11 protein-coding genes are annotated in these 18,649 nt (G+C 47.6%); all 11 read left to right on the forward strand.

From position 1 onward, the window contains the following. Positions 1–177 precede the first annotated feature (177 nt). The 11 genes from HFP08_RS12335 to HFP08_RS12385 all read left to right on the forward strand — a co-directional run bounded on the left by HFP08_RS12335 (position 178) and on the right by HFP08_RS12385 (position 18,633). Positions 178–2,436 (forward strand): helix-turn-helix domain-containing protein, encoded by a 2,259-nt coding sequence (locus HFP08_RS12335; RefSeq protein ID WP_168120897.1) that lies wholly within the window; start codon positions 178–180, stop codon positions 2,434–2,436. A 270-nt stretch (positions 2,437–2,706) separates the two neighbouring features. Then, on the forward strand, positions 2,707–3,924 hold the full coding sequence (locus tag HFP08_RS12340; RefSeq protein WP_168120898.1) for an alpha-L-fucosidase: 1,218 nt from the start codon (positions 2,707–2,709) through the stop codon (positions 3,922–3,924). A gap of 190 nt (positions 3,925–4,114) precedes the next feature. Further along, complete coding sequence (locus HFP08_RS12345; protein ID WP_168120899.1) at positions 4,115–5,716, forward strand: FAD-dependent oxidoreductase; 1,602 nt, start codon at positions 4,115–4,117, stop codon at positions 5,714–5,716. Positions 5,717–5,988: 272 nt separating this feature from the next. Next, entirely contained in the window at positions 5,989–6,846 is an 858-nt protein-coding gene (locus HFP08_RS12350; protein WP_168120900.1) for an ABC transporter permease subunit, read from the forward strand. A gap of 114 nt (positions 6,847–6,960) precedes the next feature. Further along, positions 6,961–7,773, forward strand: a complete 813-nt coding sequence (locus tag HFP08_RS12355) for a carbohydrate ABC transporter permease (protein WP_168120901.1) — start codon at positions 6,961–6,963, stop codon at positions 7,771–7,773. A gap of 84 nt (positions 7,774–7,857) precedes the next feature. Further along, a complete protein-coding gene (locus HFP08_RS12360; protein WP_168120902.1) occupies positions 7,858–9,537 on the forward strand; it encodes a type 2 periplasmic-binding domain-containing protein in 1,680 nt (559 codons plus the stop codon). Positions 9,538–9,719: 182 nt separating this feature from the next. Beyond that, positions 9,720–13,595: a sialidase family protein gene (locus HFP08_RS12365; protein ID WP_168120903.1), complete on the forward strand. Its 3,876-nt coding sequence runs from the start codon at positions 9,720–9,722 to the stop codon at positions 13,593–13,595. Between the two features lie 373 nt (positions 13,596–13,968). Continuing rightward, on the forward strand, positions 13,969–15,741 hold the full coding sequence (locus HFP08_RS12370) for a fumarylacetoacetate hydrolase family protein (protein WP_168120904.1): 1,773 nt from the start codon (positions 13,969–13,971) through the stop codon (positions 15,739–15,741). Next, positions 15,738–16,190, forward strand: a complete 453-nt coding sequence (locus HFP08_RS12375; protein WP_168120905.1) for a NanQ anomerase/TabA/YiaL family protein — start codon at positions 15,738–15,740, stop codon at positions 16,188–16,190. The genes HFP08_RS12370 and HFP08_RS12375 overlap by 4 nt, the downstream gene beginning before the upstream one ends. A gap of 62 nt (positions 16,191–16,252) precedes the next feature. Next, complete coding sequence (locus HFP08_RS12380) at positions 16,253–17,323, forward strand: SGNH/GDSL hydrolase family protein (protein WP_168120906.1); 1,071 nt, start codon at positions 16,253–16,255, stop codon at positions 17,321–17,323. Between the two features lie 8 nt (positions 17,324–17,331). Further along, entirely contained in the window at positions 17,332–18,633 is a 1,302-nt protein-coding gene (locus HFP08_RS12385) for an alpha-L-fucosidase (RefSeq protein ID WP_277345854.1), read from the forward strand. Positions 18,634–18,649: the final 16 nt, after the last annotated feature.

An 18,649-nucleotide genomic window follows, 5' to 3' on the forward strand; every position in this document is an offset into this window, starting at 1 on the left:
GTACAGCAAGGTTTGTCCTGCGGGCATTAGGCTTCCGGAATTTTACCGGGCGTAATGCTCGCTTTCCCTCTATTGCAGCGAAGCAGAAGTGAAAGATTTATTGCAAGCGTTTACAAAAAAAGACAAAACATTCGCTTGCGATGCTTCAGCCAACATAAAAATTCAGAGGTGAGGGTCTTGAAATCACTTTTTCTTTCGGCTAAAAGCACTTTATTCAGGAGAACCATGCTTCTATACAGCTTTGCCGTGTTTATACCCATTTTAGTTTTCTTTTTATTCTGTTATTCTACGGTTTATCATTCATTCGAAAAAGAGATTTACACCTCCAATATCAACAAATTAAACACGGTTAAGAACGTATACGATGTGAAAATTTCCGAATTAAATACATTAACGAGAAAAGTCGACAGCTCCCCTTCCATGACCCTGTTTCAAATCAAAAACAATCCAGCCGACGTCGTTTCCACGCTGTCATTTTTAACGCGGCTGCTGGACCCGCTGAGCGATATATTTTTGTGCGAAAGAGGCTCCGATAAGCTTTTTTCCTCGTCGGGTACCTTCTTTTTTTCAAAGATATTGCCGAATTATATAGACTCCAGCGATTTAAGTATGGATGACTTCTATGAGCTATTAAACCATTCAGAATCTGTACATGTTCGTCAGGTAATCAGTCAAAACAACCATTCGTATATTTTTTATTTTTCACCGCTTTCCCCCAATTTTTCGAATCCCTCAAGAACCGTTGTGTTTGTCATAGACAATGAAAACTTGAAAAAGCTTTTCAATTTCTCAGTCGAAGAAGATGTGAATGAAAATGTGCTTGTATTCGATAATGATCTCCAATTGCTGAGCAGCTTTGTGCCCGACTCAAAGGGGATTGTCTCAAGCCATATTACTCCTCTTCTGAAGCAGCATAAGGGAGATTTCTCAGCTACCATAGATACAGACGGACGACAGCTTTATATTATTGGCTTGCATTCCAATGAGACCGGTTATTATTATGTCAAGATTACAGATATGCAAGATGCCATGAAAAGTCTGATTCAAATCAAAGATTGGGTTATCGTTGTTACATCCCTCATGTTTGTCATAGGCGCTGTTATCATTATGCTGGGACTCAGGTTCAATTATTTTCCTATTCGAAAAATTGTCTCGCAATTGAATGCCTATTCGACTACCAGGAATGATGAGCTTGGCACGATAGAAAGAGCGATAGGCGATTTGAACCAGCTTCAAGTGGACTATCACAATTTCACGGAACACTCTGAAGACGCGCTTTATGAAAATTTTCTGTTATATGTGCTCAATAGTTCGTTTAATAACCTGCAAAGCTTAAATTCAGCCGGAAAAAGTATTGGCGTTGTGTATACAAAAAGTGAATTTTGCATGGCATCCCTTTATATTGAAGATATCGACAATCTGAATGAGATTGGGTATTCGGTTGTGGTAAATGCGATTGCCGTGAATATCCCAAAATCGATTGAATGCCAATTCAAAAATTTGCTTTTTAATCAGCAGATTGTCTGTATCCTTTGCCTGGAAAGGGAAGATTACAGTGATTTGATACAAGCCTTTGAAGCGATCCTTCAACAGCTTCTGGAATTAGGCGTTCTGGCAACGATAGGCGTAAGCGACATGAACGACAAGCCGTCCTTAATTGGAAAACTCTACATGCAAAGCTGCGAAGCGCTGGAATATAAAATGCTGTACAGCATCGGAAGCATCATCGAGTATAGTCAGATATCCAATATAACGGATGCGGAAACGCCTCTTCCGGAAATGCTGGAGGCATTCGGCAAGCATATCTCTGAGCTGAAAATCGAGAAGGCGCAAACGAGCTTCTATGAAATGATGGACTATATTCAAACGAATAAATGCACGCTGTACACATGCAGATACATTTGCTTTGATATTATTCAATATTTTAAACGACTCTCCGTTGTACTGGATACCGCTTATTCCAACACGCTGGATTATGGCTTTGATATTTTGGAAATTGAACACTTCCAGACGGTAGATGATTTGATTGAGTTAATCGAACAGGTTTTTCAGAAGATTACGGATTTTCTCAATACGCACAAGAAGCAACAATCCGATCAGCTCATCGAGGAGATCATGCAATACATCAATGAAAATGGCTTGAAATATGAATTTCAAATCAGTTCGTTGGCAGAACAATTTTCGATGTCCGTTCAATACTTGCGGAGTATCTTCAAGACGCATACAGGGCAAACGCTATCGGAGTATGTCAATGCTCTTAAAATCGAAAAGGCGAAGGAGCTGCTCATCACAACAAATGACAGCCTGGCCGTGATCGTTCAAAAAATCGGAAAGGTGGATGTAACAAACTTTACAAGGGCGTTTAAAAAAGAAACGGGCTCGACGCCAGGCGCTTATCGCGTCGCTCACCAAGAAAGGAATAAAGCGGACGAGTAGAACAATTAGAATGCGTGTAAGGATACATGTAAAAGCGATGCCCGCAATCGGCAATATCGAGCTCTAATCCAGGACCTGCTGAATTCTCAGCCTATGCGAAATGGATCGCAGGGAAAAGCAGCTTGTTTCTGATTCGCCAATTGTTACGCCTTATTGTCGGTCCTATAATAACGACAGAACACTGAAATGCTATGGATGAGTTTACATCATCATAGAGATGGCATTTCGGTGTTTTTTTGTCAAAAATGAGGTAGAGAGAGGTAGGATGGCATGTCAAGTCATAAACGGGACTGGTTCAGCAACGCAAGATTCGGAATGTTCGTGCATTATGGCGCTTATGCGGTGGCCGGAAGAGGGGAGTGGGTGTTGAATCGTGAGAACATACCATACGAGGAATATACGGCCAAATACGTGGAGCCTTTCAAAGCTGAAAATTATAATCCACGCGAATGGGCAAGGCTCGCCAAAAGAACAGGCATGAAATACGTAGTTCTGACAACAAGGCATCATGACGGATTCGCATTATGGAATACGCAAACCACCGATTTCAACGCGGTGCTGCTAGGACCCCGGAAGGATCTGGTCAAGGAGTTTGTTGAGGCGATTCGCGCCGAGGGCTTAAAGGTAGGTTTGTATTATTCCGTGGCGGATTGGCATCATGCGGATTATCCGTATGCGTATTGCCGGGATTGGCCGGAGGGCTGGAGCGATGAAGCGTCCAAGCACCGATTTTTCGCCCATTATACCGCTCAGCTCAAAGAGTTGATGACGCAGTATGGGAAGATTGATCTATTGTGGTACGATGGCTGCTTGCCGAAGCCTACAGAAGGACGGGAAATCAACGAATGGATTTATACCGTTCAACCGGACATTCTCATCAATAATCGAAACGGCGATCCTTACGATTTTGTCGTGTGCGAGCAAACGATCAAACCTGCGGAACCGGGCATTGCATGGGAAGCGTGTATGACCTTAAACGATAATTGGGGTTATCATAGCGGCGATCACAATTACAAGTCAGCCAAAGATGTACTGGGCATGCTCATTCAAATCGCCTCCAGAAGCGGGAATTTGCTGCTGAATGTTGGCCCATTGCCAAGCGGAGATATTCCGGCGCAATCCGTTGAGATACTGGAGCAGGTTGGCCGATGGCTAACAACATTCGGTGAAGGCATCTATGGCACAGAGCGTTCCGAGCTGATGTGGAACAATATGAGCCAGCTTACAATAAAGGATAATCGGCTGTTTATTTATTTCCATAATGATCCGGGCAACGAGTTTTGTTTGGCGGAGATCAGCAACAAAGTGGAACAAGCCTATTATTTGGATACCGGGGACGCGGTGAGTTTTGAACAGCATGGCAACAGAATTTTCCTTCGTGACTTGAAGCTGGACTTTAGCCGGTATCTGATCCCATGTATTGTACTGGAATTAGACGGAAAAGCTGCGCCGGCAAGAAAAGCGGAAGGTTTCTGGATTGTGGATTAGGGCGTGTTTGTGTACACGCCTCAGCGATGTCCGCAATCGGCAATATCGAACTCAAATCCAGGAATGAGTGAATTGTCCGCCTATGCGAAATGGATAGTAAGTGAAAACAGCCAGTTTCGATATCGCCAATTGTTCCACCGTACTGTCGGTCCTATAATGACGACAGAACGACGACAGGAGGCAGAACAAGATGATGGAAATGAAAACAGACATACTGGTTGTAGGCGCAAGCTTTGGAGGGGTATCCGCGGCACTGTCCGCCGTCAAGCTGGGAAAACGAGTGATCATGACAGAAGAGACGGGCTGGATTGGCGGTCAGGCAACAGGGCAGGGCGTACCGATCGACGAGCATCCCTGGATAGAGAAGTACGGTCATACCAGCAGCTACATGACCTTCCGAAGCAAGGTCAGGGAGTATTACCGCAGAAATTATCCCATGAATGAAAAGGCCCGGCAGGATCTAACCTTGAATCCGGGAGCGTGCTGGGTAAGCGCCCTTGGCTTTGAACCGCGGGTAGGCGAGGCGGTATTAGAGGAGATGCTCGCCCCATACCGGACGGCAGGCTTATTGACCATCTTGAAAGGGCTTACTCCAGTCAAAGCCGCGACTACTGGTGATTTCATCGATGCGGTGGAATTTCAAGCCCGTGATGGAAAACAGATTACCATAACGGCCAACTATATAGTGGACGCTACAGAGCTGGGCGATCTTCTGCCTATGTGCGGAGCGGAGTATGTCACAGGTGCCGAGAGCATGAGCCAGACAGGTGAGCCTCTGGCCTTGGAAGGAGAGGCCGATCCTCTCAGACAGCAGCCGTTCACGCATCTAATCGCACTTTCGTACCATCCTGAGAGCGATTTCACGATTCCAAGACCTGCTTCCTATGAGAAATTCCATCCCAATTTCGCTCACATTACGGCAACGACGGAACGCAGCGGCGCGATGGCCGGGCTTTTTGCAACTAATGACGCGGAAGCGTACCGGCAAAGCATGTGGAATTTCCGCAGGCATTTTTGCCGTGACAATTTTGACCGGACCTTCTTTGACAGCGATCTTACCGTTCTGATGAACGGGAATGAATATCGTAACCGCGTACTGACCGGTGTCTCTCAGGCAGAAAAACAAACCGCGCTTGAGGAGGCCAAAGCGCTTTCCCTCTCCCTGGTCTATTATCTGCAGACCGAGCTTGGGTTCAAAGGACTTAAGCCAAGGCCCGACGTATTCGACACAAGCGATGGTCTGGCCGCTCATCCCTATATCCGTGAAAGCCGCAGGATCAAAGCCGAGTTTACCATATGCGAACAGGATTTTCGCATCGACATGCACCCTGACGGACCGGTTGATTATGCCGACAGCGTAGGCGTATCCGGTTACCGGATTGACATTCATGAGAAGGCAAAGGACGGTACGCCAAATATCACATCAGCTGTCCATGGCCAGCATTGGGTGCAGCAACTTCCCCTCGGAGCGCTAATCCCCGTGAGACTTCAAAACCTGATTCCTGCTTGCAAAAACATCGGTACGACCCATGTTACCAATGGCTCCTTCCGCGTGCATTCCACCGAATGGAATATTGGAGAGGCTGCCGGCGCTTTGGCTGCATATTGCCTTATAACGGGCGAATCTCCCCGGGCTGTACGCAATACTCAAACCATGCTGGAGGATTATCAATACCGTCTCGACAGGCTGGGCGTGGAAAGAGGCTGGCCTTCCCTGAGCTACTCCCAATCTTATGCCAGTTACTCGGGTAAGAGGAAAAATTGGTATTACGGCGAAGCGAAGCGGCTTTAGTCATTAAGCGCGGCTCCCCCATAGATGCAATAGGCTGTTTCGCGCGTATTCATTTGGAGCTGTTTCGATTTCGCATGTGCCTAAAACTAAAGCTGCTGCGGCCAAGGTTTCCTTTTTGAAGATTGAAAACGTTTTCTCGGCGGCTTAAGATCGGCCTATAACATTCGTCATTCACAAAAGAAAGGAAACGATGATTCATGACAGGAACAACAAGGATACCCATTTCAAGAAAAGTCAAAAAAGGTTTTTTATCCAATTGGGAGTTTTATGTCATGCTGCTTCCTGCAATAGCGATCACTTTTGTATTCTCGTATATGCCGATGTATGGATTGCAGATCGCATTTAAAACGACGCGTCTCGGCGCTAATTATCTGAAAGGCGATTGGATCGGCTTTGATAACTTTATCCGTTTTTTTCACGCCGGCTGGTTTGGCATCATTATGAAAAATACGATTCTGTTAAGTGTAGTCAGCTATTTAATCACTTTTCCGTTTACGATCTTGCTGGCGCTTATGATTTTCAACTCTGTGAACAAACGATTGGCCAAATTTACACAGACCTTTACCTATTTGCCCCACTTGCTTTCCAGTGTTCTGGTCATCGGTATACTGAACCTGTTTTGCAACGGGGAAACCGGGCTGATCAATATTGGACTAAGGTTAATGGGACAGGATGCAATCAGTTTTTTTGGAAGGAACGATTTGGTGCTCCCGATGTACACCATCACGAATCTATGGCAGCATGTCGGATTTTCGGCAATTGTATATTTGGCAGCGCTTAATTCCATCGACAATTCCATTGTAGAGTCGGCGCGGATAGATGGCGCGAATAAATTCAAAGTGATGATGAAGATTCAAATTCCTTGGATTCTGCCTGTGATCATTACGATGTTGATCCTGCATATGGGTCATATTTTAAGTGTCGCTGTGGATAAGGTGCTCCTCATGCAGACCGATTTGAATATTTCCGCTTCTGAAGTCATCGCTACTTATGTCTATAAGGCGGGGATTCAGGGCGCGCAGTATGGTTTTGCTTCGGCGGTGGGATTATTCAACAACTGCATTAATATGGTTATGCTGCTTCTTATCAATTGGTTATCCAAGCGCTTCAGCGAAACGTCGATTTTTTAAGGGGGTGATGTTATGGAAGATACGTCTCTAGACAGAAGCTTCAAGCCTGGTTCAGGGTTAGATGATCGTATTTTTGATCTTGCAGTAAAGATATTTCTACTCCTTTTAGGGGTAATGGCGCTGTATCCGCTTTGGTTTGTTTTGATCGCGTCCGTAAGCAATCCTTCGGATATTTTTCTGGGTCGTGTATTTGTCATTCCAAGCGGGCTGAATTTGGAAGCCTACGAGAAGCTTTGGAATACGCCCAAAATATGGACGGGGTACAGGAACAGTATTCTTTATACCGCAGTGGGGACACTTATTAATCTTACGGTGACCTTGCCAGCCGCTTTTGCCTTATCCAGGAAAGCGCTTCCAGGTCGCGGGATTATCAGCATGTTCTTTATTTTCACCATGATATTCAGCGGGGGGCTTATTCCGACCTTTATGTTGGTCAGATCGCTGCACATGGTGGACAGTATATGGGCTCTGGTCATTCCCGGCGCCTTGTCCGCATTCAATATGCTTATCGCCAAAAGCTTTTTTGAGGGAGGCATACCAGAGAGCATTTATGAAGCGGCCATTATAGACGGAGCCAGCAAATTTCAGTTTTTTTTCCGGTTTGCTCTGCCTTTGTCCAAAGCGATGATAGCGGTCATTTTTCTCTACTATGCGTTAAGTCATTGGAATGATTACTTCACCGCATTAATTTACATTAGAACGCCTGACAAACAGCCGCTTACGATCATCATATCGCAGCTGGTCGCAACCGTGGATACAACACTGCTGGAAACGATGCCGAGCGAAGAAGCTTATCATTTGCTCATGGAGAGATCATTGATGAAATACGCCGTCGTGTTTGTGGGCGCCATTCCAATGATCCTGTTATATCCATTTCTGCAGAAATATTTGATACAAGGCGTTATGTTAGGCGCAGTAAAAGGCTAATGGTGATTAGGTTTGATCGTGTGCTCAGCAAGGGCGCGATTAAACGTCACAATATGAATCATATTTTACAGGAGGGTTTATTTTATGGGTATGAAACAAAAGCAAAGATGGTTATCTCTGATCATGGTTCCGGTCATTGCGTTGTCGGTGGCGGCCTGCTCCAAAAATGCCAATGAGACAGAGAACAGTTCGACGGCAGCGCCAACCGCAACCGGAGACACGGCAACAGAGGCGTCGGGGGTTACCTTTCCTCTTGCGGAACCCGTCACGTTTACCATTGCAGGCGTGAACGGCACGGAGGGCGAAAATCCGGAGCAAACCGATTTCCTTAAAAAACTGGCGGAGAAGACAAACGTCAATATCAAGTATATCAGCTTGGGAGCGGATGCGAAGGGCGCCACTGAAAAGCTGAATGTACTATTGGGTACGGAAGACGCTCCAGATGCGATTATGGGCGGAAATGCCATGAATGAAACCTTCATGGCCTTGTACGCGAAGGAAGGGTTTCTCGTTCCAATGAATCAGTATCTGAAAGATCCAAAGGTTATGCCTGTATTCAATAGCAGAATTCTCGGAGAAAAACCTGATATTCTAACGGGAATCACATCGCCTGACGGCAATATCTACTCTCTGCCCTATGTCAACCAGGTTCCCGGCACGTATCTGGAAAGTCCGATATGGATCAATAAAGGTTGGCTGGATCATCTCGGACTGTCTGTGCCAACGACACTTGCGGAGCTCGAAAATGTGATGGATGCTTTTGCCACGAAAGACGCAAATGGAAACGGAGATCCGTCGGATGAAATTCCGCTCCTGGCCCGCACAGGAGCAGGGTATGAGCATCTGGAAGCCTGGCTTTCCCTATGGGGCATGCCTACAAAAGACAGCACATTTGAGAATTTTGTATACGTGAAGGATGGAAAAGTTATTTTCGCTCCTACGACGGAAGAATACAAGGCTTATATCCAAACGATGCAAAAATGGTATGAAAACAAATGGCTGTGGAATGAGTATTTCACAGGCTCCTCGCAGACCTTTAGCGCGATAGCCAATGATGCCGGCGCAGCAAAATACGGCATAATCACGGCGAAGAATCCTCCCGGAAAGTTCACCGATCAGTATGTTGCCATTTTGCCCCCGGTTGTGGAGGGATATCAGCCGAAATTTTATTTGAATCCGGCCTATTTATCCGGAAGCAAAGGTCATTTCGAGCTGACAAGCCATAGTAAAAACCCGGAGATCCTGATGGCTTTCATTGATCAGTTTTATCTTATGGAAACCACGCTGGAAGCTTATAACGGAATCGCCAATGAAGATCCGAGGCTGACTTTGAACAATGACGTTTATAAAGTTAATTCTATACCGGCTGAAGAATTGTCCAAATATGCAAAAAACACGTTTAGAAACTATTTTCAAAACAACCTTCCGGGATCCGTGCTGGAATCGGATTATAAAAATGGAAGAGTTGAGATGAGCGCGGCTGATAAAGTGAAGGGCGAGACCTATGAGTTATATGATAAAGCCGGCGTAATTAATACGGAAGTATGGCCGCGTCCTTATCTGGACCCGGATGACGCTGCAAAGCTGAACGAAATGAGAACGGATATTTTCAATACCGTGAGCAAGTATAGAGCCGCGTGGGTAACAGGCCAATCCGATATCGACAAAGAATGGGACAGTTATTTGAATTCCTTAAAGTCTATGAAAGTAGACGACTTAGTCGCCATTATGCAGAAAACCTATGATAACTTCATGTCGCATTAAGATTTGAATGAATAGAAGGCAAAGGCAGATAGAGCTTGCGCTATCTGTTTTTGCCGAAATCTATTTGTGAAATCAAACCAGAAGGGCGTGTTCTAGTAGTGAGAATACACAAGTTGGTTTTAGCGCTATCTTTATTTTTTTCATTTTCATATCCCGTTCATGCAGAAGAGATCCCGGAATCATTGACTTCTTTCTCCGATGATTTTTCCTCTAGCACCTTAAGCGGCTGGACAACTGCGCCGAATAGCACGACGCATAAGGTGGAGAACGGAAAATACACCTTTGCCACAACGAACAGCTTCGTGAATTTTGTGGATGGTTCGGAGACATGGAGCAATTATTCGGTTTCGGCCAAAGTAGCGATGACTAGCGGAACCACAGCCAGCCGAATCGGAATCACAGCATATAATCCTGCCGAAGCTACTGGAGCGCTGAATGGTTATGATTTGTTTCTGGCCGTCGTATCCGCACCTGGAGGAGGTACTGAGAATGTCGTCCGGCTTCGGAATAATACGACGCTCATTACCTTGAACGGTCCGAATGACACTCGGTATCAATTTGGCGACGAGGTCACGCTGCGGATGGACTTTTACGGTACGCGCGCGCGTTTCCTTGTTGACGGCCAGGTTGTGTACACCATTGACGAAATGACGAAGGCTCCGGGCAAGACTGGCATTATGGCATTTAACGTCTCCGGCACGGCTGATGATTTTGTCGTAGAGCCATGCGAGGATTGGGGAGAACCGCCAGCTTCTTTCTCCGATGATTTTTCATCTGACACCTTAAGCGGCTGGACAACTGCTCCGAGCAGCACCACGCATGAAGTGGAAGACGGAAAGTATACGTTTGCCACAACCGGCGGCTTCGCGAATTTCGTGGCAGGCTCGGATTCATGGAGCAATTATTCGGTTTCCGCCAAAGTAGCGATGACCAGCGGCACCACATCCAGCCGGATCGGAATCACGGCGTATAACCCTGCCGAAGCTACTGGAGCGCTGAGCGGTTATGATTTGTTTCTGGCCGTGGTAGGCACGGAGCATGTCATCCGGCTTCGGAATAATACGACGCTTATTACGTTAAATGGTCCGGATGACGCGCGGTATCAGTTTGGCGACGAGGTCACGCTGCGAATGGACTTTTACGGTACGCGCGCGCGTTTCTTTGTTGACGGCGAGGTCGTGTACACGATTGACGACATGACGAAGGATCCTGGCAAGGCCGGCATTCTGGCAATCAGCGTCTCCGGCACGGCTGACGATTTTGTCGTAGAGCCATGCGAGGATTGGGGCAGCTATGTCGTTTCATCATTAGAAGTTCTGGGCTTGCCCGCTGATGGTGTATTGCAAGCGAAGCTGGGAGAACTCCTGAATATACAGGATTTATCTCTATCTGTATCGTATGGCTCCCAGAAGCCGGAAGAAACAGTGCCGCTTACCGATAATATGTTATCGGGTTATGATCCGGATCAACCGGGAAATCAGACCGTCACGGTGTCGTACGGCGGTGTGACTACTGAACTGCCTGTATTCGTGACAGACCGCCGCCCGGAGGTAAAGGCGATTGCGGATGAAGTGCTTGCCGTGACGATAGACAATCTGACAGTTGCAGACAGCCAAATGGTCCGTGAGCTAAAAGCCGAATTTATGGATTTTACTGCAACGGATATGTCATTGTATGATGCGGCCGGTTATGATTCGGCGGCGCTTCGGGACAAAATGTACTTGATTCTTAAGAAAATGGAAGAGCTGCAATACCCCTATTTGTCCCAGTATGACGTCCTTCTCTATGACGATTATATCGATATCGACAACTATACCTATCGTTATGATATGGATGAGTTCAACAGTCCCTGGATACTGAGGGACGGTGCGTTCTATTCCGATAATAAGAGAGCGGACGGATCGAATAAAAATAACACCGCGGCAATCGCTGCAGAGATGTCTGGAATCGCAAGCATACAAAGCGACATCAAATTAAGCGAAAATGCGTACGCCGGCTTTTTTGTTGGACTATATGCGGAAACAACGTATTTGGTACGGTTCACGACCAGGCAGCAATCGAATCATGATGCGTATGAGGTCATTATTAACAAATATACGGAGAGAAACAGCACAAAAGGCTCCTATATCGTCGCTCAAAGCTTGCCGGTGACTGAAATTGCGGCATTGGACTTAAGCGAAAGCGAAATATTGGATCAATGGCATAATTTAAGAGTAAATATCGACAGAGCGTCCGATTCACTGACCGTTTATTTCGATGATGTTGAAATTCTTACGTATACGGAAACGGAGTTTGATGCGATAGCCGATTACGGCTATGCGGCGCTGCGGACGACCGGCGACGGGTATTTCGACAATGTCATGCTAAGAGGCGTTGAGGCTGAACCCGAACAAACGAATGCTGCTGAGTATGACGATACCTTTGAGGATGAAACGGTGGGAGAAAGCCCAAGTCATTGGATCGAGCCCCCCGCTACCGATCAATGGATCGTGAAGGATGAGAACGATGCGAAGGTTTACGGCAACACGACCGCATCCGGCTATAGCTATACCTGGCTGCACGGCTTTGAGATGAATCCAACGATCAGCGCGAAAATCCTGGCAAAGGATTTCGGATCGGGATCCAATTTTGGACTGCTTGCCAGATATGTGATTGGCGGAGCGTACCTGAAGGCGGGCTATGATGTTGATGCGTCCAAGTGGTATGTCGAATATAGCCGAGGAGCAGATTACGAAACAAAAAGGTTCTACAGCGCAACCTATCCATTTACTGCAAATGAGTATTATGACATGGAATTGACTTTGCTTGATCATAGCGCAGAGCTGAGTGTTGATGGTAATACGGTTCTTTCGCTGGAGAATGAGATTGACGGCGATGGCGATTGGTATGGCAGAAGCGGTCTGTACGCCGACAACGCGATTATGCTTGTGGATGAAATCGAGATGGCGCTTCCCGGCGGCGGAGAGGTTACGGATGGGGTTATCGAATATACAGTTGATGAGAATACCTTTACAACTTACGGCGATATCGAGCAATCTGGCAGCACGCTTATTCTTGCGGCCGGCAATAGCGGGCAATACACGTCCATTGATGATGGCGAAACCTGGCAGATAAGCAATGAATACAGCGATCTGGACAACACGGGAAGCTACAGGGTCATCATTCAACTGCAGAACGGAACCTATCTGCAGGTGGGGAATGATTTTATCGCAAAAGCTTCTTCGGATCTGAAGACATGGACAAATCGCGGGCAAGTGGTGGATGAAGAGGATATGTGGACGTCCGCCGGGAAATTGATTCCCATTGTGCATGTGAATGGAATATCTGAAGTGGAGCTGCCGGATGGAACGATGAGAATTCTGCTTCCGGTCGGGTTTCGGAATTTCATTTCGCCGACGACCAGTGTTACGGGATCCGGCTATACGGTCGTCTACTATAGCGATGATGAAGGAAATACCTGGACGGCGTCTCAGACGAGTACGAAGGACCTGATAGCGGGCGACTACAATGTAGCGACGGATAAATTCATGCAGATGGAAGGGAAGATCGTCAGCTGCTCGGATGGATCCTTGCGCTTGTACTTCTCCAAGCTTAATTCTGAAGGGTACATGGGCTATACAGAATCGACCGATTACGGAGTCACATGGAGCGGGCTTCATACGATTTCTTATTTGCCGACGGTGGCCAGCTCCTTTAATGTGTATGAGGACCCGTCCAATCCGGGAACATGGTATATGGTGTGGATCAACAATACACCGGAATCAAGGGGAGCGGGCGTGCCGCGCACACGGCTTTCCATGGCCAAAAGCACGAACGGCAAAGATTGGGAGTTGGTACTGGATGTTGACCGGAATATTTCGACAGGCGGAGTAACGCAAGATGGCTCTGGAGGCGGTCACGCTCATCAAATTTATCAGATTCTTGATGCGAGCATATTCATCAATGAAGATTATATCTATGTGATGTATGGACGCTCCGTGCAATATGCTCCAAATGCGCATAATGCACAGAGATTGCAAGTGGTCCGATTTGAGAAATCGGCTTTGGAGGAGTCGTGACCGTTGTATGGGGGCGGGCGCCCGGCGTCTAGGTGTACCGCTGCGAGCTGACGAATGCCGCCGGCACGACGGTTTGCGACCCGGTGACCGTGACAGTTAGCGCCGGCGCTTAGCATAAGTTGAACGAAATAAGGTAACGACACCCAGCGGAGATAACAGATCATTCCGGAGAAGCGATAGCGTTCGCCTTTGTTCCCAAGTTTCAACCGCTGCGCCGGTTAAATGAAAGAAACTTGGGAACAACAGCGATCGGAGGAATGATCTGTTCTCGCAGCATCATGTCTGTCAGATACAATTGTTGAACTTGGAAGGAGAAACCTATGAAATCATCTCAGATGAAACATGGAACACCCGCGCAATTGGAGGTGCTTCTATGAAGCTCGCAAGTTTTTTGGTTGACGGTCAGGAACGATTCGGCTTTTCAATGCTTCATCCGGTAACAGGCGATGAACTATTAGTAGAGCCCGGCAAGGCTGAAGCCGATATCCTCCATTTCTCGGTCGCCAAAACGTCAGGTTATCAGTTCAGCGTGCCGCGCTTTCTCTCCCCTGGGCAATGGCCTTTGACGATGAAGGCGTTTCTGGAGCTTGGCGAAGAAGGGATGGATACGCTTGAAAAGCTGGTTCGCTTCACAGAAAGATTTGTCCAGCAATCGGACGGTTTTTCAGTATTGGCCAGAGCGGGTCATCTGCTGAAGGATGTGAAGCTCTTGCCGCCCGTTCCAGATCCGAGACTTCTGCTAGGGATTGTGGGCAACTGCCCCGGATTTAGTCGCAATCACGTCAATATCAGACACATCAACCTTATCCCGCAGGCGCATCAGCGACATATGGGGAGCGTGATTGGCAATGGCGAGCCATTTGTCATCAGAAGACCTAAGGGGAAGAGTACGAGCATGTCCTTCAATGCAGAATTGGGCGTCATTATCGGCAAAGCCGGCAAGGACATACCCGTGGAGGAAGCAATGTCTTATGTTGCGGGATATACAGTGGTCACGGATACTGCGCACGGTTATTACAATGTGGACTACGGCGGGATGGGAGGTCATAACGATCCGATCTCCATTATGACGTATGGATGGACGCACAAAAACACCGACATCAGCTGCGCAGTGGGACCGTATCTTGTGACCAAGGACGAAGTTGGGCATCCTTACGATCTCATGTTGTATTCAAGAACGAACGGTATGCTTCGGGATCGAGCCAATACGTGTTCTACGCTGGTAGGCGTTGAGCGGACAATCGCTTATTTGAGCTCATTCATGGAACTGCTGCCCGGCGATGTCATTCATATGGGAGCCAACGGCAAGGATGGCATTGGGGTTGATATGGATCATCATATTGGCCGCGAAATTGAAGTGGAATGCGAGATTGAAAAACTGGGCGTTCTGCGGAACAGAGTCATTTATCTGGATGATGAGGAAATCGAGGAGAAACGCGAAACGTTAAATGCTGCCGCGCCCATGAAGGTTGAAGAATGGAACTTGGGGAAAGCGCGAAACTTCGTTATCACTTACGCGAACACGCAGGCAAGCGCTCTGGATCAGGGCTGCCAGCCATCGCCAATACCGCGTTATCTATGGAGTGTCGCTTCCGCCCTTTCCAGCAGCGCGACCTATTCGCCTTATGATGAGAAGGAAGAGCTGTACGTAACCGCCGAAATAGCGGTGGTGATCGGCAAGACAATCAAATGGGCGGACAAGGAGCATATGTCTGACTGTATACTTGGCTATCTTCCTCTGATTAGCGTGACAGACAAGCGACTTCCGAAGCAGGTCATACACCCGGCGCTTCCAAGGGAGAGCGCAATGCCGGAAATTTACGCAAAATGGGCTGACGGATGTAATCGGACCTCCGATGTCGTTACGCCTCTTTCGAGGGACGAGCTGGCACGGATGACTGTACTTCTTGAAATGGACGGAGAACAGGTGCTGGATGCCAGGTACGACGATTATATCTGCAAGGCGGAGGATGTGATGGAGATGATCGGTTATGGTTCAACCCTGTTTGCGGGCGACGTTATCTCGCTTGGCGGGCTGAGTGCGCCAGTAGTCATTCCCGGCGGTCAGACAGGCGCGACCATTACGATGAAATCGTCGGGACTGCCTGATATCTCGCTTACTATAAATGAAGGAGCAACAACATGATAGTGGAGAGTATCAAGCAACTGAAAAGCTATGAAGGTCTGATCCCGGGAATGGCGAAAATATCAGCGTTTTTATCGAGCTGCACCGATCAGATGGAAAAAGGTCGTTATGAAATTGACGGGGATCGCATTTATGCGAGTGTAATTGAATATGACACTGTTTCGCCTCAAGAGATGAAATTTGAGAGTCATCGGGAATATATTGATCTGCATGTACCGTTGACGGGTGAAGAATGCATTTTTTGGGCGCCGGTCGAAGAGCTCGCCAGCGTCGTGGATTACAATCCTGACAATGACTGTGAGTTTTATCAAGGAGAATACAGACAGCTATTGAAAGCGACATCGGGGCTGTGCATTTTCTTTTTTCCAGCGGATGGTCATAAGGTGAAATGTTATGTAGAGAGTTCCAGCCATGTGAAGAAGGTTGTTATCAAGATTAAAATCGCATAATGCGGATAGAAGTCTAAGGCTTCCAAGGGATGCATGTGTGGTGAATGGAGTGTTAAGTGAAAATGGCGAAACCTTTGTACAACACCTTCCGTGTTCTTCATGAAAGAAGAAAATTGACCGTAGGCTATTTCGGAGGGTCGATTACGGAAGGAAGCGGCGCTTCCGATCCAGCCAAGAGCAGTTGGAGGGCCTTGACTACATCCTGGTTCAGGCGAAGTTATCCGGAATGTGAAATTAGTGAAATACAGGCTGCTATAGGAGGTACCGGCTCGGATCTTGGGGTTTGCAGATGCCGAACCGACCTCCTGAGCGGAGAGCCCGATTTGGTATTCATTGAATTCGCCGTTAATGATTATAAGAAGGATGAAGATTTGATATTGCGCTCCATGGAAGGCATTGTGCGGCAGATATGGAATCATAATGCCGATGCAGATATCGTATTTGTATATACAATAACAAAGGTGATGGCTGAGACCTATGAGTTTGACAGTGCCCCGGATACTGTCGTATTACATCAGAAAATTGCCGACTTTTATGCAATCCCGTCTGTTAATTTGGGAAAAAAATTATGGCAATACGTCGGAAGTGGTTCGAGTACATGGGAGGAGCTTCTGCCCGACGCGGTGCATCCTTCGGATAAGGGGTATCAAATATATGCGGATGAAATGCAGAAATTTCTGTCAGCATGCATAGCGCCGGGGCCTGTGGAGAGGAAGCTGGATGGTTATGTAACCTCAAGCGCTTGTGACAGAGGACGACTTGTTGATGCATGGGAGCTGCTGCAGGAACCATGGGAGAAGGACAGCAGTTCACTGGCAAGAAGATATCCGCATATGCTTGTAAGCGGAACTCCGGGCGCGGAGCTCCACTATACGTTTCAAGGCAGCTTTATCGGATTATATTGGTTAATTGCGCCGGACTCGGGCGACATCGAGTGGAGTGTGGACGGAAGCAAGGCGCGAAGACAATCAAGCTGGGATAAACATGCTTTGAAATTTACCAGAGCCGGTTATTGCATACTTGACCATAATCTTGATCCTGGCGAGCATGTGCTTACGATAAAAGTGCTGCAGGAGAAGCAGCCGCAGTCCGAAGGCAATTGGATCAGAATCGGAGCCGTGTTGGTGGATTAAAAACCAATGTGCAATTCATAATCTGCAGGAGGTACGAAAGGATGGAGCGACAAGCGCAAGCAAACGATGTTAATCAGGGATTCGGCGAACGAAGATTCGGTATGTTCATTCACTGGGGACTCTACGCAATTCCCGCCTGGCATGAACAGATTCAGATGCGGCAAGGGATGGATAAGCCGCAATATCAAGCGCTGCAAGCGCAGTTCGATCCGCAGCGCTTCGATCCGGACGAGTGGATCGACTTGGCGGAGCAAGCCGGCATGACGTACATCTGCTTCACAGTCAAGCATCATGACGGCTTCTGCTTGTGGGATACGCAGTACACGGATTTCAAGATTACCCAAACCCCATACGGGCGAGACACACTGGCCATGTTGGCAGAAGCTTGCGAGCGGAGAGGGATGGGACTTAGCTTATACTATTCGAATCCGGATTGGCATCATCCTAACGGCTACAATCCGCTAAGCACCCACCAAGTGCCGCCCGTGCCGGAAGACGAGCCCGATATGGACCGGTATATTGCTTTTGTCAAAAATCAAATCGCGGAGCTATGCACAAACTATGGTAAAATCTTCAGCTTCTTCTGGGACATCCCGCCGAGAATCTACGATCCATCCCTCAACGCCATTATCCGTCGTTTGCAGCCCGGCATCCTGATTAACGACAGAGGCTTTGACGAAGGCGACTATTCCACGCCGGAGCGACATGTTCCGGAAGGGTGGAAGTTCGACAAGCCGACGGAGGCCGTCCAATCGATCGGCAGGCAAAGCTGGGGATACCGGATGAACGAGGATTATTATTCGCAGCAGTTCCTGACGCAGAGCATCGCCAAGATTATGGCGATGGGCGGCAATTACGTGCTCAACGTCGGCCCGAAAGCCGACGGCACAATTCCGGATATAGGAGCTCGCATGATCCGGGAAGTCGGACTGTGGTATCAGTCGGTGAAAGAGGCATATGAGGACGCGGAGCCGATCTCGGCCGTATTCGGCAGAAAAGATTTGATGTTCACTCGCAATGGAAACGCGCTTTACGTGCATCTGGTGCCGACACCCGAGAGCTCTGGCATCATTCTAAATCCTGTCTCGGTCATGCCCCAAAGCACGCTCTTGTTGAATAATGGAACTGAGGTGAAGGCAGTCGTAGAGAAGATGCCCACATTGGCCAATGAGAAGGATTACTTGCATTTATCCGACATTCCGGTGAACGAATTCGTCTCTCAGGTTATGGTCATTAAGCTTGTATTCGATGATCTGGACGGTATCATGGACAGCATGGGGAGCCGCGGACAAGTCGAGGATAGATTATAGGGAGCTATTTGCTCCT

This window comes from Paenibacillus sp. HB172176 (assembly GCF_011947265.1).
Taxonomy (GTDB): domain Bacteria; phylum Bacillota; class Bacilli; order Paenibacillales; family Paenibacillaceae; genus Pristimantibacillus.